The organism is Sphingobacteriaceae bacterium GW460-11-11-14-LB5 (assembly GCA_002151545.1).
Classification (GTDB): Bacteria; Bacteroidota; Bacteroidia; order Sphingobacteriales; family Sphingobacteriaceae; genus Pedobacter.
The window spans coordinates 46,506-63,427 of the sequence record CP021237.1 but is presented as its reverse complement, the minus strand read 5'-3'; the positions used below and the strand labels follow the sequence as shown (position 1 = coordinate 63,427).

Below are 16,922 nucleotides of genomic sequence, written 5' to 3'. Positions count from 1 at the left end.
TCTAATTAAAAAAATCATTATAATACCATAATCCAAGTAAAATAAACACCAGAAAATCAGCCAGTTTTAATCTTAAAATCCTTAACGCTTTTCCCATTTGATTTTCTACCGTTTTGATTGATAAACCTAAATGATCGGCAATTTCGCGGTATTTCAATTCTTCGAACCTGCTCATTTGAAAAATGGTGCGGCATTGCTCGGGCAAATGGTTCAAGGCATCTCTTAAATGCTGCTGCAGCTCAGTAAATTCTACTTTTGCAGCGGCAGGTTCATGTTCTGTATTCATGCTGTGTACCGTAAATTCCTGATATTTGCTTTTGGTTTTTTCCTGTTTAATGTAGTTTAAACTATCGTTGTAAACACATTTGTAGAGATATGCTTTTATAGATTGTATTTTAAGGCTTTCCCTTTTTTCCCAAAACTTTAAGAACATTCCCTGAACAATTTCTTCTGCAACATCTTCATCTTTTAAAATCACCTGAGCATAAGCGTGCAGCGCATGGTAATGCGTTTTGAACAAATGCTCAAATGCGGCATCATCATGGTATTGATCTGTAATTCCGGAAGCTACTGCTGTTAATTCCACGGGTTTAATTGTAGTCAAATATATGTTTATTAATTTTTGAATTTTGAATAAGGGAATGACTGAAGGATGGAATGATAGCATAACCGAATGTTAACTCGTGCACCAATTCAATCATTCAAATCTCACTCATTCAATCATTTATCTTAAAAACTAATTGCCAAACCACCTGTATAACCTAAAAACAGGGCATGTAAAGTATTGTCTTTTCTGTCCCAACTTTTTACGTAGTGTTTCTGTAAGGTTTTTCCTTCTTCTGTATTGGTTGATACAAAATTGAACGACGGACCCGCAAATATTTCTAAATTAGGACCTATCCTAAGTGAAGGCAATAATTGAAAGGTAGATTTGAAATAATTGCCCCGTTTAAAGTTTTGCAATGAGCCGGCGGTAAGTTCTGCATTTAACCTAAAGTGTTCTGACTGAAAAAAATGAGCCCCTAAACCGGCTTCGAAAGCGTAAACTTCTTCTTTATTCTTAAAATTATAACCTGCACCAATAATACCATACAATACTTTCCCACCCGATCTGAATGTGGCCATCGTAGTTAAATTCTGGTTGGTGGTTAAGGCTATACTTTTCTCGCCATTTTTAACAATATTGATAATCCCAATCGGATAATCGCTGCTATCGGCCACGTTAATAAAACCCGCAAGCTGTACGCCTTTCACTTTCTTAGCCACATTGATAAAACCTGCAATTTGCGATCCTTTTACATCACCCGCTTTATTCATAAAACCTCCAACCTGTACGGCTGAAACATTTTTCGAAGTCCAGTTCATAAAACCTGCCAGCTGAGCACCACTGTTTTCTTTTGAGATATTGGCGAAACCTGCAATTGCAGCCCCATTTCCACCACCATAAGTATTGATAAAACCCGCAAATTGTGCCCCACTTGCTTGTCCACCAATGTGGTTAGAAAAACCTGCAAACTGTGTTCCGCTTGCATTTTTACGCACAATATTAGAGAGCCCTGCGAAGGAGAGCCCTTTTTCTGCTGCTGAAACACCAACCAATGCATTTAAAGAAAATACATTTGTATCCAGCGCCGCGTGGGTTCCGTTCGTACTTACAGGATATACCAAACCAATATTTACTTTATTTTTTTTGCCTTCTTGTGCAAAACCATTTAATCCCGTGCTTAATAGTATGGCTAAACCTAATGCTTTAATACCAGATGCTTTTTTGAAACTGATGCTGGCGGAAAAGCTGTTTTTAATTTTTGTCGAAGTTGTATTCATTTCTGTCTAATTTTAAAATGAGACAACCAATACAGCACTTACCCCTACGTGCCGCAAAAAAAATATTTCCGTACCCATCAATACCTTTGCTGATTCGCACATGAAACCAGCTTAAAGCGAAATAAAAAAGCCTTGAAAATACATTTCAAGGCTTCTGTTTTAATTGGAAAATTATTTCGGTTTATGATTTGATAAAAGCCAACAGGTCTTTATTTATGGTTGCCGCTTCGGTGGTTGGCATGCCATGAGGAAAACCAGGATAAGAGATCAATGTTCCATTTTTTAAGAGTTTTACGGCTTTTGCCCCTGTAAGCGGGAAAGGAACAATCTGATCGTCTTCGCCATGCATCACCAATACTGGAACATCTACACTTTTAAGGTCTTCAGTAAAATCAGTTTCCGAAAAAGCTTTAATACAATCATAATGTGCTTTTACACCACCCATCATGCCCTGACGCCACCAGTTATCTCTAACGCCCTGCGATATTTTTGCGCCTTCGCGGTTATATCCATAAAAGGGTATGGTAAAATCCTGAAAATATTGCGGTCTGTTAAAAGCTGTACCTTCACGTATTTCATCAAATACAGCAAGTGGAATACCATCAGGATTATTTTCGTTCTGCACCATTATGGGTGTAACCGCACTAATTAACACAGCTTTCGCTACACGGCCTTTTCCGTATTTTGCTACATAACGAATCACTTCTCCGCCACCGGTAGAGTGGCCAATGTGTATGGCATCTTTTAAATCAAGTGCCTGGGTAAGCTCAGCCACATCCGCGGCATAAGTATCCATTTCATGCCCTTCAGCCGTTTGACTGGATCTTCCATGCCCGCGGCGATCGTGTGCAATAACCCTGTAACCCTGTTTAAGGAAAAACATCATCTGTCCATCCCAATCATCACCAGATAATGGCCAACCGTGGTGAAAAAAAAGTGGTTGTCCGGTTCCCCAGTCTTTGTAATAAATTTCGGTTCCGTCTTTTACTGTAATCTTACTCATTGCTTTTGATTTTAGTAGTTAAAAAATTCTGGATTTGCACGTTAAAATGATTCTTGAATGAGTCACCCCATGAAAACTGAGGCGTAATATTAAAACCTAAAAATAATAAATTAAAAGCTCATTAGCCTAATATGATCCCGTAAATCATCCCTAACCGATTACAATATCGATCTTACTAAGCCGCCTTCTACCCTAATGGCAGCGCCATTGGTTCCGGAGGCTAATGGACTTACATAAAAAGTAACGGCGTTTGCAATTTCACTCACATCAAGAAAGCGTTGCAGTAATGAAGTAGGCCTCATGTTCTTAAAGAAATGGGCTTCTACCTCAGCGATGGAGATGTTTCCATTTTTGGCTAAATCTTCAATAAAACCACCAACGCCTTTTGATTTGGTAGGCCCGGGCAAAATTGAATTGACGGTTACCGCCGTACCCTGGGTTAATTCTGCCAGGCCACGGCTAACCGCCAGCTGTGCAGTTTTAGTCATACCATAGTGGATCATTTCATCCGGAATAAACACGGCCGATTCGCTGGAAATAAAAATAATCCTGCCCCAGTTTTTCTTTAACATTTTAGGAAAAAGCTGTCGCGATAACCTGATTCCGCTCATCACATTGACTTCGAAAAACCTAAACCAATCTTCATCACTAATTTCTTCAAAAGCTTTAGGTTCAAAAATGCCCGCATTATTAATCAGGATATCGATCTCCGGAAGCTGAGCAATCAGGTTGCTTACTTCATCTGCTTTCGAAAAATCGGCGGCTATGCCTGAAATAAATTCGTTTCCGGCAATACCTTGCAACGATTTCACGGCATCATCTACACTGCTTTGCGACCGCCCATTGATGATTACTTTTACCCCTTCTTTTAATAAACTTTCGGCAATTGCAAACCCGATACCTGCTGTAGAGCCACTTATAAAAGCTGTTTTATTCTTTAACTGTAAATCCATTTTTTGATTTTTAAATAATGTTTACGATAAAATTTCAATTGCCCTATGGGTTATACAAACTGAACAATTTTCTGGCTAAAAAGTGTCATAGAAATATGCTAAAAATGAAGCCAGGCAAGGGTAAAAGTAAATTTCTGCAGTACGTTGATGATTTTACGATCAGCATTAGGTTTGTTCAATAAATGGTTTCATCAATTCACCTTTTACTTTAGGGTTTTAAGCTGAGTAGCCAATATTACCCCTCCGAGCGCAGCTGTGAGAAAAACGCCTTCTAAAATCAATAACCTTTTTTTCTTTTTAAAACCGCGGTAAAAGGTATGGGCTGCAATAACGCCCAGGCCAACAAACTCGATACGCTGTTGTACCCTTTTAGACGAATCTTTGTTTTTAATCAGCGCAATGCACAGTAATTCATCAATTAAACTAATGTTTTTAGAAACACCCTTCCTAATCTGAGCCTTACTTGCCGAAGCACCTAGTTTCCTGGCCGCACTTTGCAATCCAGTAGTGGTAATCTCATTAATCAAACGTGTTTGAGTATCTTTTTTTTCCATATCGCTTTCCATAAGTTCTATTATTTCAACCCCGCATAAAGGGATATGGTTTTGATTAATTTGAGAATGATGTAACCAGCCCTTATTATTTTAAGAAAGGATAACCAGGTCGATATCTTTCATCGCCAGATTCTTCAGCAAACCATTAAAAACTGCGGTACGCAGGATGACCTGAAAAATATTAAGATGGGGTTTGCCGATGCAAATGGTGGTAATTTCCTTTTCGGTAGCCACATCGATAATGGTTTTGGTGATGCCATTACTTTTTACTTTGATCACTTCGGCCCCGAGTTCGGTAGCCAGTTTAAAATGATTGATCAGATGACGTTGTTTATCAAGTTTTATGCGTTCCATGCTTTCACTATCGCTCTGCACATACAATACAATCCATGGCGATCGGTAATAGGAAGCCAATCTTGCTGTTTTCCGGATTACTACCCCTGCGGTTTCGGCGTTAGAAGAAATGCAGGCTAAAAAACGTTCAGGCCGGAGTTTAATTGATTTTGGAATTTCGGTCTGGATTTTCCGTTCTACCTGGTGCACCACCTCTTTTAAGGCCAGTTCGCGCAATTGAAGGATTTTATCAGATTGGAAAAAATTGCCGAGTGCCCTTTCGATTTTTGATTGATCGTAAATTTTGCCTTCTTTAAGGCGGGTAACCAATTCGTCTGCTGTAAGGTCGATGTTTACGATTTCATCAGCTATCTCCAGTATCTTATCCGGAATACGTTCGGTAACCGCTATTCCGGTAATCTGTTCAATTTCTTCATTAATGCTTTCCAGGTGCTGGATATTTACGGCCGAAATGACGCTGATTCCTGCCTCGAGCAAATCGAAAACATCCTGCCAACGTTTGGTGTTTTTGCTGCCTTCGGCATTGCTATGGGCCAGTTCATCAACAATAACAATCTCAGGATGGCGGTTCATGATCCCCTTGAGATCCATTTCCTCTATTTCTTTGCCCCTATAGAAGATTTTCCGTCGCGGAATAATGGGAAGACCAGCAACAAGCGCTTCTGTTTCTGCTCTTTTGTGGGTTTCAACATAACCGATGCAAATGTCTACACCATTCCGCAGTAAGGCATGCGATTCCTGGAGCATACGGTAAGTTTTGCCCACACCGGCACTCATGCCAATATAAATCTTGAGCTTTCCACGCCTGGATTTTTTAACCAGATCCAAAAAGTGCCTGACCGATTCTTCTTTTTGTTCTTCTTCCATGATCTTTACCAGGTAACGGTCATTATTCTTTTTTCTATCAATATGGTAACGGCGATCACCATCATAAGCGTAAACAATACCAACATAAATTTAAGTGAAATCTTCCTGGAAAGCAGCTTGTTCTGCTTTTCTGTTGCATAACTTCTTTTGATTTTGCTACTCCTGCTGTTTTTCAAAGCACTAAGCTTTCTGATCATCAACGTGCCCAGTATAGCCAAAAAAATGCTGAACAGGATTTCTATGTATGGATGCATTGTTTTAATATTAAGAGTATTTAAAATATCAGTCGTCATCTCGACTGAAGCGCAGCTGAATGGAGAGATCTGCATTAGATTTAGCTTTGCTGAGCACTTCGTGGTTCTCGACTACGCGGTGCTCCGCTCGAAATGACGAACTGACTCTTCCTAAAACGATACGGCGATACTGGCCGTAAGGGTGGCATTGGCATTTACCGCTGCTGCATCCCTTGCAAAGATTTTGTCCTTGCTATCGTAGGCTTTTCCTTCTATCCTGATCACCGCATTTGATATTGGTGCATAATCAAGGTTTAACGAATAGCCTTTTGTCTTGAAGCCATTGGGCGTTCCGGTAGCGACAAAGATTCCATTTTTATCTTCATAATATTCGAATCTTCCGGCAACAGCCCATTTCGGAGCAAATTTATATTGCAGGATTGCAACAGGTGAGATCACCTCGTTTTTATCATCACTTCCTTTTTGTTTTTGCTGCGTTCCGTAATCAAATCCAACAGTTACGCCAAATTTATCGGTAAGCTGGAAGATACCATAAACATTGTGGTAAAATCTGTTTACCCTAACCGAATCAATGCCTTCCGTTCCAAGATAATTGCTGTAGTTTACGGTGATCTTATCTGTTGGTTTCCAGCTCAGCTGAAGTCCGCCTGCAGGTTTATCATTTCCATTCTGGCGGGTAATGCGCTGCCACCCGTTGAGGTAAAGTGCTGTTGCTGTAAATTTGCCATCTTTAGTTCCATAGCTAATTTTCGCACCCGATTCGTAATAAGGGGTGTTCTCTGAAGAGATATTTCTGGTGAGTACCCAGCAGTCTTTTGAAACTGCACCTTCAAAACCGATGTGTGAAGAAAAGATTCCGGCATCAATCCAAAGGTTTTCCGATTTCGATAATTTCAGGCCTGCATTGGCTTCAAAAATATTTTTTAATACGCCTGGCTCCGCAGCAAGGTTTGCATTGGCATAGCTTCCGGCCATTACCGCTAAATTGGCGCGGATATTTCCACTATCGTAGGCCGCTTTAATAAAACCAAGATTTAAATTTACCTCGTTCGCACGGTTGTGCGAATAAATAAAACCCGGGCGGTTATGATCGGCAGGTTTGTTAAAATCATATCCGTAATAGGCCTCAAGGTAACCGCTTACTTTAATTTTAGGTTCTTCCTGTGCTTTCGCGAAGAATGTAGTGGTAACTGCAGCGGCTAGTAATAATAATTTTTTCATCTGTATTTTCTATTTATTTTATCTGATTGTTTTTATTGGGTAAAGCCTGGCGTGATCGTCATCTCGACTGAAGTGCAACGGAATGGAGAGATCTCATTAAATGAATTTTCAAAGATCTCTCCACTACGGTCGAGATGACGTTTTCTCGCTAAACCACTAATTAAAGTTCATCAAGGGCAAGGTTTAGTTTCAACACATTTACCGATGATGGACCGAACATGCCCATAAAGGGTTTTAGGGTATTCATGGCAATTAGTTCTTTTACTTTTTTCTCCTCTATTTTCCTTGCCTTAGCCACTCTTGCCACCTGCAGGGCAGCACCCTGTTCAGAAATATTTGGATCAAGCCCGCTTCCTGATGCAGTAACCATATCGGCAGGGATATCTGATTTTTTGATGCCCGGATTGTATTTCAATAAAGTATCGATACGCGACTGCACCTCTTTTAAATAATCAGGATTAGACGGGCCTTTGTTAGAACCTGCAGAACCTGCTGCATTGTAAGCCACTGCTGATGGCCTTCCCCAGAAATATTCTGGTTTGGTAAAAGATTGACCCAGCAGCGCATAACCAACTGTTTTACCATTTTTGGTGATTTTTTCTCCTCCACCGTTTCCTTTAGACATTTTACCGATAAAGGCCACACTGATGGGATATACTACGCATAACAGTACCAACAGTACAAGGGTTAAGCGGATGGATTGAATGATATACTTTTTCATTTTATTTTTATTTTTATTGTCATCCAGAGCCTGTCGAAGTACTTTTGTTATTGTGTTTCGACAAACTCAACGTGACAGGATTCTTTACACAAATAAGCCAACCAATAAATCGATTATTTTAATGCCTATAAATGGAGCAACTACCCCACCAATGCCATATATGAATAGATTCCTGCGTAATAAAGCGGTTGCACCGATCGGTTTATAAGCCACACCTTTCAGGGCCAGCGGGATCAGGATCGGAATAATGATGGCATTAAAAATCACGGCCGACATGATGGCCGATTCTGGTGAATGCAGTCCCATAATATTCAGGCTTTGCAAGGCAGGAATTGAAGCGATAAATAAAGCCGGAACGATGGCAAAATACTTAGCTACATCATTCGCAATGGAAAAAGTAGTCAGCGTACCTCGTGTAATGAGCAGTTGTTTACCGATTTCTACAATCTCGATGAGTTTAGTAGGGTCGTTATCTAAATCGACCATATTACCGGCCTCTTTTGCAGCCTGTGTTCCACTGTTCATGGCTACACCAACATCGGCTTGGGCCAAGGCGGGCGCATCGTTAGTACCATCCCCCATCATGGCAACCAGCTTGCCCAGCGCCTGTTCATCCTTGATGTAGTTCATTTTATCCTCTGGTTTGGCCTCAGCGATAAAATCGTCCACACCTGCTTTCTCCGCAATATATTTAGCCGTTAAAGGATTATCACCGGTAACCATTACGGTTTTTACACCCATTTTCCTGAGGCGTTCGAAACGCTCGCTAATTCCAGGTTTAATGATATCCTGCAATTCGATTACGCCAAGGGCTTTCTCATTTTCAGATACCACAAGTGGTGTTCCTCCATTGGTAGCAATGGCCTTTACATGGTTTTCGATATCGGAAGGGAAAATATTCCCAGCTTTCTCGACAATATTCCTGATCGAATCGAAAGCACCTTTTCTAATCCTTCTTCCGTCGGCCGTATCTAAACCGCTTGAGCGGGTTTCGGCGGTAAATTTGATGAAAGTAGATCCCTGTGGTGTTCCGGTAGATTTAATGCCCTGCTCAGCGGCTAACTCGATGATTGATTTCCCCTCAGGGGTTTCATCGGCTAATGAGCTCAGTAAGCAGGCATCGGTAAAAGCTTTAATGTTTACGCCAGCAGTTGGATAAAAATTAGTGGCTTTACGGTTACCAATCGTAATGGTTCCGGTTTTATCTAAAAGCAGTACATCAATATCGCCTGCAGTTTCTACGGCTTTACCCGATTTGGTGATTACGTTAGCTCTCAATGCCCTGTCCATTCCGGCGATACCAATCGCTGATAGTAATCCACCAATAGTGGTTGGAATTAAACAAACGAAAAGAGAGATCAGTGCCGCAATGGTAATTGGTGTATTGGCATAATCGGCAAATGGTTTTAAGGTTACGCAAACAATAATGAATACCAGCGTAAAACTGGCCAGCAAAATGGTTAAGGCGATCTCGTTTGGTGTTTTCTGACGCGATGCACCTTCAACCAAAGCAATCATCTTATCTAAAAAACTATCGCCGGGAGCAGTGCTCACCTGAACCTTGATCTCATCAGATAAAACTTTTGTTCCACCGGTTACCGATGATTTATCACCTCCAGATTCACGGATTACAGGGGCAGATTCCCCGGTAATGGCCGATTCGTCGATAGTAGCAATACCTTCGATGATCTCTCCATCAGTTGGGATGGTGTCTCCTGCTTCGCAAATAAACACATCGCCTTTTTTTAACTGGTTGGACGAACGGATTTCGATAGTTCCGTTGGCCAAAAGCACTTTTGCTGGTGTTTCCTCTCTTGTTTTACGGAGACTATCGGCCTGTGCCTTACCTCTTGCCTCAGCAATGGCTTCGGCAAAATTTGCAAACAGCACGGTAAGCAATAAAACTAAAAAGATGAAGAAATTATATAATGGCGATCCTTGTCCGTTATGGTTGAAAGAATACACTGTAACATATGCCATAACCAGTGTTCCAATCTCAACGGTAAACATAACCGGGTTGCGAACCATTACCCGTGGATCGAGTTTGATGAAAGATTGTTTTAGCGCGGTCTGCACCAGGGCAGGTTCGAACAATTTATTATTGGGTTTCATATTATTTATTTATGTGTAATGGAAGATGTGTGAAGGATGATGGAGGGCTTAATACTCATTTTCCATCATCCCTCTTACCTTTCCCATCTTAGTGAGTAAAATATTCTGCCAAGGGGCCTAAAGCCAGAGCAGGGAAATAAGAAAGTGCATTTAACACGATGATTACCGCGAAAGTCATTAGGGCAAAGGTCTTAGTATCTGTTTTAAGTGTACCTGCAGATTCAGGAATGAATTTTTTAGCGCCTAATAATCCAGCAATCGCAACAGGTCCGATAATCGGCAGGAAACGACCAAGGAAAATCACAATACCGGTAGATAAGTTCCAGAAAATATTGTTATCGCCCAATCCTTCAAACCCCGATCCGTTGTTGGCATTAGATGAAGTCATTTCATACAACATCTCAGAGAAACCGTGAAAACCAGGATTATTGAGCCAGTTTTTTGGCTGTACCGCCCAGGCGGCGTCGCCATGACTGGTAAAAATGTAACTGGCAATTGCAGTTCCGGCGAGGATTAAAAACGGACTCAACAGCGTAATAATGGCTGCAATTTTGATCTCCCGGGCTTCAACCTTATGTCCAAGAAACTCCGGCGTTCTGCCCACCATCAAGCCTGAAATAAATACAGCAACTATCAGATAAATAAAGTAATTCAATAAACCTACACCACAACCGCCGTAAAAGGAGTTGATCATCATGGCCAATAATTGCCATAACCCTGTTAAAGGCATCGTACTGTCGTGCATTCCGTTTACCGATCCGGTAGAGATTACCGTGGTAAGTGTACTCCAATAGGCGGTGGCTGCAGGTCCGAAACGTACTTCTTTACCTTCCATTGCGCCGGTAGTTTGCGAGATACCCATTTTGGCCAGGGCCGGATTTCCGCCCAATTCTGAACTTAAAGTGGGTAAAAGCAGCATGAACAAACCAATGGTCATTACGCCAAAAATGGTCCAGGCTAGTTTTTTCCTGCGGATAAAATAACCAAAGGCGATGATCATCGCTAAAGGGATAATCGTTTGCGCCATCATTTCCACCATGTTGGTTAAGTAGCTTGGGTTTTCAAAAGGATGTGCTGAATTAGCCCCAAAATAACCACCACCATTTGTACCTAAATGTTTAATGGCAATCATTTGAGCTGCTGGTCCTCTCGAAACATGAACAGTATCGCCTTGCAGCGAAATAAACTGATCTTTACCCTCATAACTTGCAGGTGTGCCGTTAAAAGTTAAAATTAAGGCAACTACAAGTGATAATGGCAATAATAAACGGGTGATTGATTTGACAAAGAATTCCCAGAAGTTGCCCAGTTCGGTAGTTGTTTTATCTCTAAAGGCTTTAAAAAGGACTACCGCAGCGGCGATACCGGTTGCCGCACTTACAAACTGAAGAAACATCAGTACGTATTGCTGGGTGAGGTAACTTACGCCACTCTCGCCTGAGTAGTGCTGAAGGTTACAGTTCGCAACAAAACTGATAATCGTGTTAAAGGCCAGATCCGGAGTCATCCCGGGATTTCCATCCGGATTGAATGGAAGTTTATCCTGGAAGATGAGTACAAAAAAGCCGTAAAACAACCATAGTATATTAATGGTAAGCAGTGCTTTTAACTGCTGTTTCCAGTTCATCTGTTCTTTAATGTTAATTCCGGAAAGCTTGTAAATACCCGTTTCCAATGGTCTTAAAAAATCTGTCCAGACTTTTTCTCCTGCAAAAACCTTAGCCAGGTATTTACCCAATGGTATTGCGATGACCAGGGTGAGCAGGAATGTGGCAATAATGCCTGTTAATTCAGTGTTCATTTTTTGATTTGTTAATTGCGCTCCCTAAAGGAGACAGGATTAAAATTTTTCGGGTTTGATCAGCACGTAGATCATATAGATAAATACGGCGATGGCGATAATGAATAATGCGATCATAATGTTAGATTTTTTCGAACCAGTCGATTGATTTGTAAGTAGCCCAGCAGAGCAGGATGAGGATTAAAAAAATTAGTATTGTCATGATTGTAATGATTTTGTATACCCTTAGCCAACTCTTGTACCATAAAAGAGAAAATACAGTCAATCAATTGATTTACAATTAATTACATACATAAGATATTATTATAGAAAAATCAGGCATTAAAAAACCCTTCCATTTTGGAAAGGTTTTTTTCATTGTGGGAAAACTGAATTCGTCATTGCGAGGAGGAACGACAGCCCGTCCCGACCTTTCGGGGAAGCAATCTTTAAGAGTTTGAAAATAGCAATCGTTGTAAGATTGCTAAACCCTGGTCTTAGCGTCTCGCTAAGACCTCAACATGTAATCCATATTTTCTGAATCTCCGTGGCAAAAAAACAAAAGTCTTAGCGCGACGCTAAGACTAGTAAAGACGCTAAGACTAAATAGGGCGAGTCGTCACCCTGAACTTGTTTCAGGGTCTTTTATGCAAGATTAGATCTCTCCATTTTACTGCGTTTCAGTCGAGATGACGATCCTTTTAGAGAGGGGGGTAGCAAAAAAGTTAGTCTTAGCGCGACGCTAAGACTAGTAGACTAGATCCGTTCAGGATGACAATCACAGCTTCAGCCCTTCAAGCAAACTAATGTAAATATCAATCCCCTCTTCTATTTCTTCAATACCGATAAATTCATCGGCGGTATGAGAACGTGCAGAATTACCTGGCCCCATTTTAACCGATGGCATATCCAGCCAGCCCTGATCTGAGCTTGTTGGCGAAAGGTAAGTTTTCCTGCCTAGTGACAGTCCGCTTACTACCACCGGATGTAACATATCGATAAATGATGGTTTTAATACATTTGGCCGCACCGTAAAATGGCATGAGGTATGGTTAATAATGGTATTTACGATTTCTCTTTCGTTATAGTTATGATCGAAACGGATATCTACCGTAAAGCTGCACTCGGCCGGAACAATATTGTGTTGGATACCCGCCCTGATCTCAGTTACCGTCATTTTCACAGGCTGCGGTTGATCATCCATGATGGGAAACAGATAACTTTTAAACCAGTCGATATCTTTAAGCGCATGGTAAATGGCATTATCACCTTCTTCCCTTGCTGCATGACCTGAGCGACCTTTCGAAACGCAGTCGATTACCATCGAGCCTTTTTCGGCAATGGCCATGTGCATGCCTGTAGGTTCGCCTACAATGGCAAAAGATATTTCTTTTAGATCAGGTAATATGCTGCGGATACCCAATTCTCCTGAGGTTTCTTCTTCGGCAGTTGCCGCCAGACAAAGGTTAAACGAAAGGTCTTTTCGTTCAAAGAAGTACAGGAAGGTGGCGGTTAAAGCAACCAGCGGTCCTCCGGCATCGTTACTACCCAACCCGTATATTTTTTCTTCCTCTATAATCGGACTGAAAGGATCTCTGGTATATTGTTCATTAGGCCTAACGGTATCGTGGTGAGAGTTTAACAGAATGGTTGGCTTTGAAGCGTCCATATATTTATTGTAACACCAGATGTTGTTGTGTTTCCTAAAAGTATTAATGCCCTGAAGGTTTAAAAAAGTTTCGATCTGATCGGCGGTCAGCATTTCATCGCCACTGATGGAAGGAATAGAGATTAATGAGGAAAGGAGTTCGAGTGATTCCTGATAGAGGTGGTTAAGATCAGGACCTTCGGTAAGTTTTATTTTACTGATCGTATTCATAACAATGTGTTTAGTCGTTTTAAGAATAAGTGATTTCCTGGTAGATCTCAGCATGCTGATAAACTACGGGCTGTGCATCAGAAAAGTATTCAGGATCGAAAAGCATCGCGGTACAGAGACAATTGCATTTTTTCTTGCGTGTTAAAATGTCGTAGTTCACACAGCTTTTGCAACCTTCCCAGAAATGCTCATCATGGGTGATCTCGGCAAAACTTACCGGAAGAAAACCAAGTTTGGCATTCATCCGCATAATTGCAGGGCCAGAGGTAATGCTAAAGATTTTTGAATGAGGATACAATCTTCTCGACATTTTGAAGATTCTGTTTTTGATGGACCTGGCTACCCCTGAATTTCGGAATTTCGGTGCAACAATAAGTCCTGAGTTGGAAACGAAGCGTTCATCTTCCCAGGTTTCGAGGTAGGAAAAACCTACCCACTCGCCTGTATTGGTTAAGGCAATAACCGCCTTGCCGGCAGCCATTTTCTCAATTACCGATGCTAAGGTTCTTTTGGCAATGCCTGAACCCCTTGCAATGGCAGATTGTTCTGTTTCCTGTATAATTTCTTCTGCGTAATGTGCATCGTCCTGATCGGCAATGCGCACAAAAATGATGTGGTTATCCATTATGATTTAAATTTCATGCCAGGCCAATCACAAAGGAAATGCCCCAAACCAGTATGAATACCTAAATAGCAGTTTAAACAATCATAGGGGCCATTATTTTTTTTCTTCGGGGACCACATAGGATTGGTACCTTACCAAAATGGAAGGATTAATTTCATTATGGCAATCTATCGCCCCATTTTGCCATCCGGCGCATTAATCATACTAAAAAACTTTGTTGCTGCATTAAACGTATGTCCATTAAAATTAAACAGACATACCATGAGGAAAGGCACGATAATACAAATCGATCAATCGGTTGGCCTTGGATTTATACGAGATGAAAATGAACAGGAAATCGCATTTTGTCTAGCAACCCTTAATGAAAATATTAATATCGGCGACCTGGTAGAATTTAAAATCGAAAAAATGATACATGGGCTTACCGCAACCAATCTTCATGTATTATTACTTATTTAAATGCAAGTTTTCAGATTATTTTGTATATTATGAAATAGCAAGTGGTTATTTATCTTAAAAAGATCCCTCTCTGAACCTAAAGTTTATAACATTATGCTCAATTCTAGCACCAGTTCTTTTGTACGGCCACTTATCCAGTATATGGAACAATACCATAAGCTTTCTGGCGGCCTTATTGCCCAGTACGAAAAACATTGCACATTGGTAAGCATTAGGAAGAATAAACACATTGTTTCTCCTGTTGATAGTAATGCAGCACTTTACTTTGTAAATAGTGGTATTGTTCGCGGTTTTGTAAAAGATGGTACTAAAGATATTACCACCTGGTTTTGCTTTGGGAATAATATTGTAGGGGCTATCCGCCATCCTGATTTACAAGCTAAGCACTCTGTAGAATATTTACAGGCCCTGGAAGATTGTGAACTGACCCGCATTCCCTATACATTAATCGATTATGCATATGCCCATTTCGAAGAAGCCAATATTATAGGAAGGAAATTGCTGGCGGTACACTATTATGCGGCATCTGAAAGATCGATACTGGCCAGAATACCCAATGCATTGCGGCGGTACCAAAAGCTGGCAGAGAGCAGAAAAGTAGACTTAAACAAAATACCGCTTCGTTATCTGGCAAGCTATTTAGGAATGAGATTGGAAACCTTAAGCAGGATCAGAAGCAAAGCGCTGCATAAAACCGAAAAGCGCGACATTCAGGTATCCATAGAAAATGGTTAAATCCAATAATTTAAATTGGAATCAAAATCCTTCAAAAAAAGAAACCCCGTACAGTTGTTTGTACAGGGTTAAAAATCAGGTAAATTAAAGGTTTAACCTTTTTTTATCATATCAATCATCATCGAAATTTCGTCTACTGCAGCTTCATTGCTACCATCAAAACCCATAAGGTTAAATCTGATGTTTCCCGCAGGATCAATCACGAATTTGGAAGGAATTCCCGACACTTTATAATCGGTAACCACCTTGTTCACTTTCGAATCAGGATCTTTGATATCCATTAGCACCTCGAAACTATATTTTTGCGCGTTAATATAATCGCTGGCATCCTGAGTGGGTGTGGCTGTTTTTTCCCAGGTATGAATAAATAAAAATTTCACGTTTGGATCTTCCTTATATTTATTAACAGCCATTTGCATGGCAGGAAAAGAAGCCTTACATGGCCCACACCAGGTAGCCCAAAAATCAAGGATGACCACCTTACCCTTTAAACTGCTGAGGGTAACTTTATTTCCTTTAATATCGGTTAAAGTAAAATCTACGGCAGGTTTATTGATAATTTCCTTATTTAGCTTTTGCTGTAGATTGGCCAGAATCCCTTTCCTGATTTCAGCGGCATAGGCATCAAAACCAGCATCACTGCCCTTTACCTTGATGTAAAGTGTTTTAAAGGTGTTACTCATTTCATCATTGGCTTTGCCCGATTTTACAGCCTCTTCCAATTTAGCATAGGCCTCCTGGTTTTTATTTAAGGCCATTAATATTTTGGCGTATTGGAAATTCGATCTCGGAGAAACTGTTTTTGGATTTTTAGCAGCCAGATCAGCATATACCAGCGCTTCGTTATACTTTTTTTGCTCATAAAGAATACCTGCATAGGTCATGGTTAAACCTGGGTAACCCGATGCGGCAAATTTCGATGAGTTTTCGTCAGGCAATTTACCATCATAATAAACTTTGGCACTTTCCATCGCTTTTTTATAGTATACCGCTGCATTTTTTAAATCGCCGGTTTTGTAAAAGGTTTCAGCGATACCACCATATCCATTTCCTTTCCAAAAGTCTACCTGAAGTTTACTGATGTATTCAATGGCCTTTGCTGCATTTTTCTCTTTTGCATATTCAGAAGCGATAGCCGATACCGCATAATCGTACACAATCAATTCTTCTCCAGAACCTGAAACCGGAAATTTTTTAATCCAGATTTTATAGGCATTTTCTTTATCCACTGCCGTCTTCTCATCATAAATTTTGCTGGCTTCCTGTCCCCTCGCCCTTGCGCCTTTAGGGAATTTTTGCAACTCCACCTGAACCAGCGAATCGGAAGCTTTTACATTTTTCAAACGGTAATAGTAGTTAATGGCCAGGTCAACATCTTTTTCCTGATCCGCAGCGGCTAGCTTTTGCAATTTGGCTGCCAGCAGTGCTTTATCGGCAGGTTCTTTCGAGGCCACCAGTTTGTCTAGATATATCCTGGTTGTATCAACAGCTTTGGTCTGCGCTTTTAAACCACTCATACTTCCTAAAATGATGAGAGAAAGTAATCCTAACATTTTTTTATTCATATTTAATGTGCTCATG

General features: G+C 40.7%; 17 protein-coding genes. 2 read left to right on the top strand and 15 right to left on the bottom strand.

Annotated elements, in window-relative coordinates; genetic code table 11:
* Position 1: 1 nt before the first annotated feature.
* The 14 genes from CA265_00265 to CA265_00200 form a co-directional block, all read right to left on the bottom strand.
* Positions 2-667 (bottom strand): RNA polymerase sigma-70 factor, encoded by a 666-nt coding sequence (locus CA265_00265; protein ID ARS38207.1) that lies wholly within the window; start codon positions 665-667, stop codon positions 2-4.
* A gap of 62 nt (positions 668-729) precedes the next feature.
* Entirely contained in the window at positions 730-1,779 is a 1,050-nt protein-coding gene (locus CA265_00260; GenBank protein ID ARS42829.1) for a hypothetical protein, read from the bottom strand.
* A gap of 226 nt (positions 1,780-2,005) precedes the next feature.
* Positions 2,006-2,827, bottom strand: a complete 822-nt coding sequence (locus CA265_00255) for an alpha/beta hydrolase (GenBank protein ARS38206.1) — start codon at positions 2,825-2,827, stop codon at positions 2,006-2,008.
* A gap of 158 nt (positions 2,828-2,985) precedes the next feature.
* Entirely contained in the window at positions 2,986-3,780 is a 795-nt protein-coding gene (locus CA265_00250) for an oxidoreductase (GenBank protein ARS38205.1), read from the bottom strand.
* Positions 3,781-3,983: 203 nt separating this feature from the next.
* Positions 3,984-4,346 carry a hypothetical protein gene (locus tag CA265_00245; protein ARS38204.1) on the bottom strand — a complete coding sequence of 121 codons (363 nt, stop codon included), beginning with the start codon at positions 4,344-4,346 and terminating at the stop codon, positions 3,984-3,986.
* A 78-nt stretch (positions 4,347-4,424) separates the two neighbouring features.
* A complete protein-coding gene (locus CA265_00240) occupies positions 4,425-5,555 on the bottom strand; it encodes a histidine kinase (protein ID ARS38203.1) in 1,131 nt (376 codons plus the stop codon).
* Positions 5,556-5,560: 5 nt separating this feature from the next.
* A complete protein-coding gene (locus tag CA265_00235) occupies positions 5,561-5,809 on the bottom strand; it encodes a hypothetical protein (protein ARS38202.1) in 249 nt (82 codons plus the stop codon).
* Positions 5,810-5,959: 150 nt separating this feature from the next.
* Positions 5,960-7,030 (bottom strand): hypothetical protein, encoded by a 1,071-nt coding sequence (locus tag CA265_00230; GenBank protein ARS38201.1) that lies wholly within the window; start codon positions 7,028-7,030, stop codon positions 5,960-5,962.
* Between the two features lie 160 nt (positions 7,031-7,190).
* A complete protein-coding gene (locus CA265_00225) occupies positions 7,191-7,751 on the bottom strand; it encodes a potassium-transporting ATPase subunit C (protein ID ARS38200.1) in 561 nt (186 codons plus the stop codon).
* Positions 7,752-7,835: 84 nt separating this feature from the next.
* Positions 7,836-9,863, bottom strand: coding sequence for a potassium-transporting ATPase subunit B (locus tag CA265_00220; GenBank protein ID ARS38199.1), 2,028 nt, complete (start codon positions 9,861-9,863; stop codon positions 7,836-7,838).
* 88 nt (positions 9,864-9,951) lie between these two features.
* Positions 9,952-11,664, bottom strand: a complete 1,713-nt coding sequence (locus CA265_00215) for a potassium-transporting ATPase subunit KdpA (GenBank protein ARS38198.1) — start codon at positions 11,662-11,664, stop codon at positions 9,952-9,954.
* 39 nt (positions 11,665-11,703) lie between these two features.
* Positions 11,704-11,781 carry a potassium-transporting ATPase subunit F gene (locus CA265_00210; protein ID ARS42828.1) on the bottom strand — a complete coding sequence of 26 codons (78 nt, stop codon included), beginning with the start codon at positions 11,779-11,781 and terminating at the stop codon, positions 11,704-11,706.
* Positions 11,782-12,421: 640 nt separating this feature from the next.
* The gene (locus CA265_00205) at positions 12,422-13,522 is read right to left on the bottom strand and encodes an acetylornithine deacetylase (protein ID ARS38197.1); all 1,101 of its coding nucleotides are present in this window, start codon (positions 13,520-13,522) and stop codon (positions 12,422-12,424) included.
* A 19-nt stretch (positions 13,523-13,541) separates the two neighbouring features.
* Positions 13,542-14,147: an N-acetyltransferase gene (locus tag CA265_00200; GenBank protein ID ARS38196.1), complete on the bottom strand. Its 606-nt coding sequence runs from the start codon at positions 14,145-14,147 to the stop codon at positions 13,542-13,544.
* Positions 14,148-14,270: 123 nt separating this feature from the next.
* Here CA265_00200 and CA265_00195 point away from each other — a divergent pair, with 123 nt between their 5' ends.
* Together CA265_00195 and CA265_00190 are read left to right on the top strand one after the other, a co-directional pair.
* On the top strand, positions 14,271-14,606 hold the full coding sequence (locus CA265_00195; protein ARS38195.1) for a hypothetical protein: 336 nt from the start codon (positions 14,271-14,273) through the stop codon (positions 14,604-14,606).
* Between the two features lie 141 nt (positions 14,607-14,747).
* Positions 14,748-15,341 carry a hypothetical protein gene (locus CA265_00190; GenBank protein ARS38194.1) on the top strand — a complete coding sequence of 198 codons (594 nt, stop codon included), beginning with the start codon at positions 14,748-14,750 and terminating at the stop codon, positions 15,339-15,341.
* Positions 15,342-15,433: 92 nt separating this feature from the next.
* On the opposite strand, the gene CA265_00185 is transcribed toward CA265_00190, so the two are convergent.
* Positions 15,434-16,921 carry a hypothetical protein gene (locus tag CA265_00185; protein ID ARS38193.1) on the bottom strand — a complete coding sequence of 496 codons (1,488 nt, stop codon included), beginning with the start codon at positions 16,919-16,921 and terminating at the stop codon, positions 15,434-15,436.
* Between the last annotated feature and the right edge of the window lies 1 nt (position 16,922).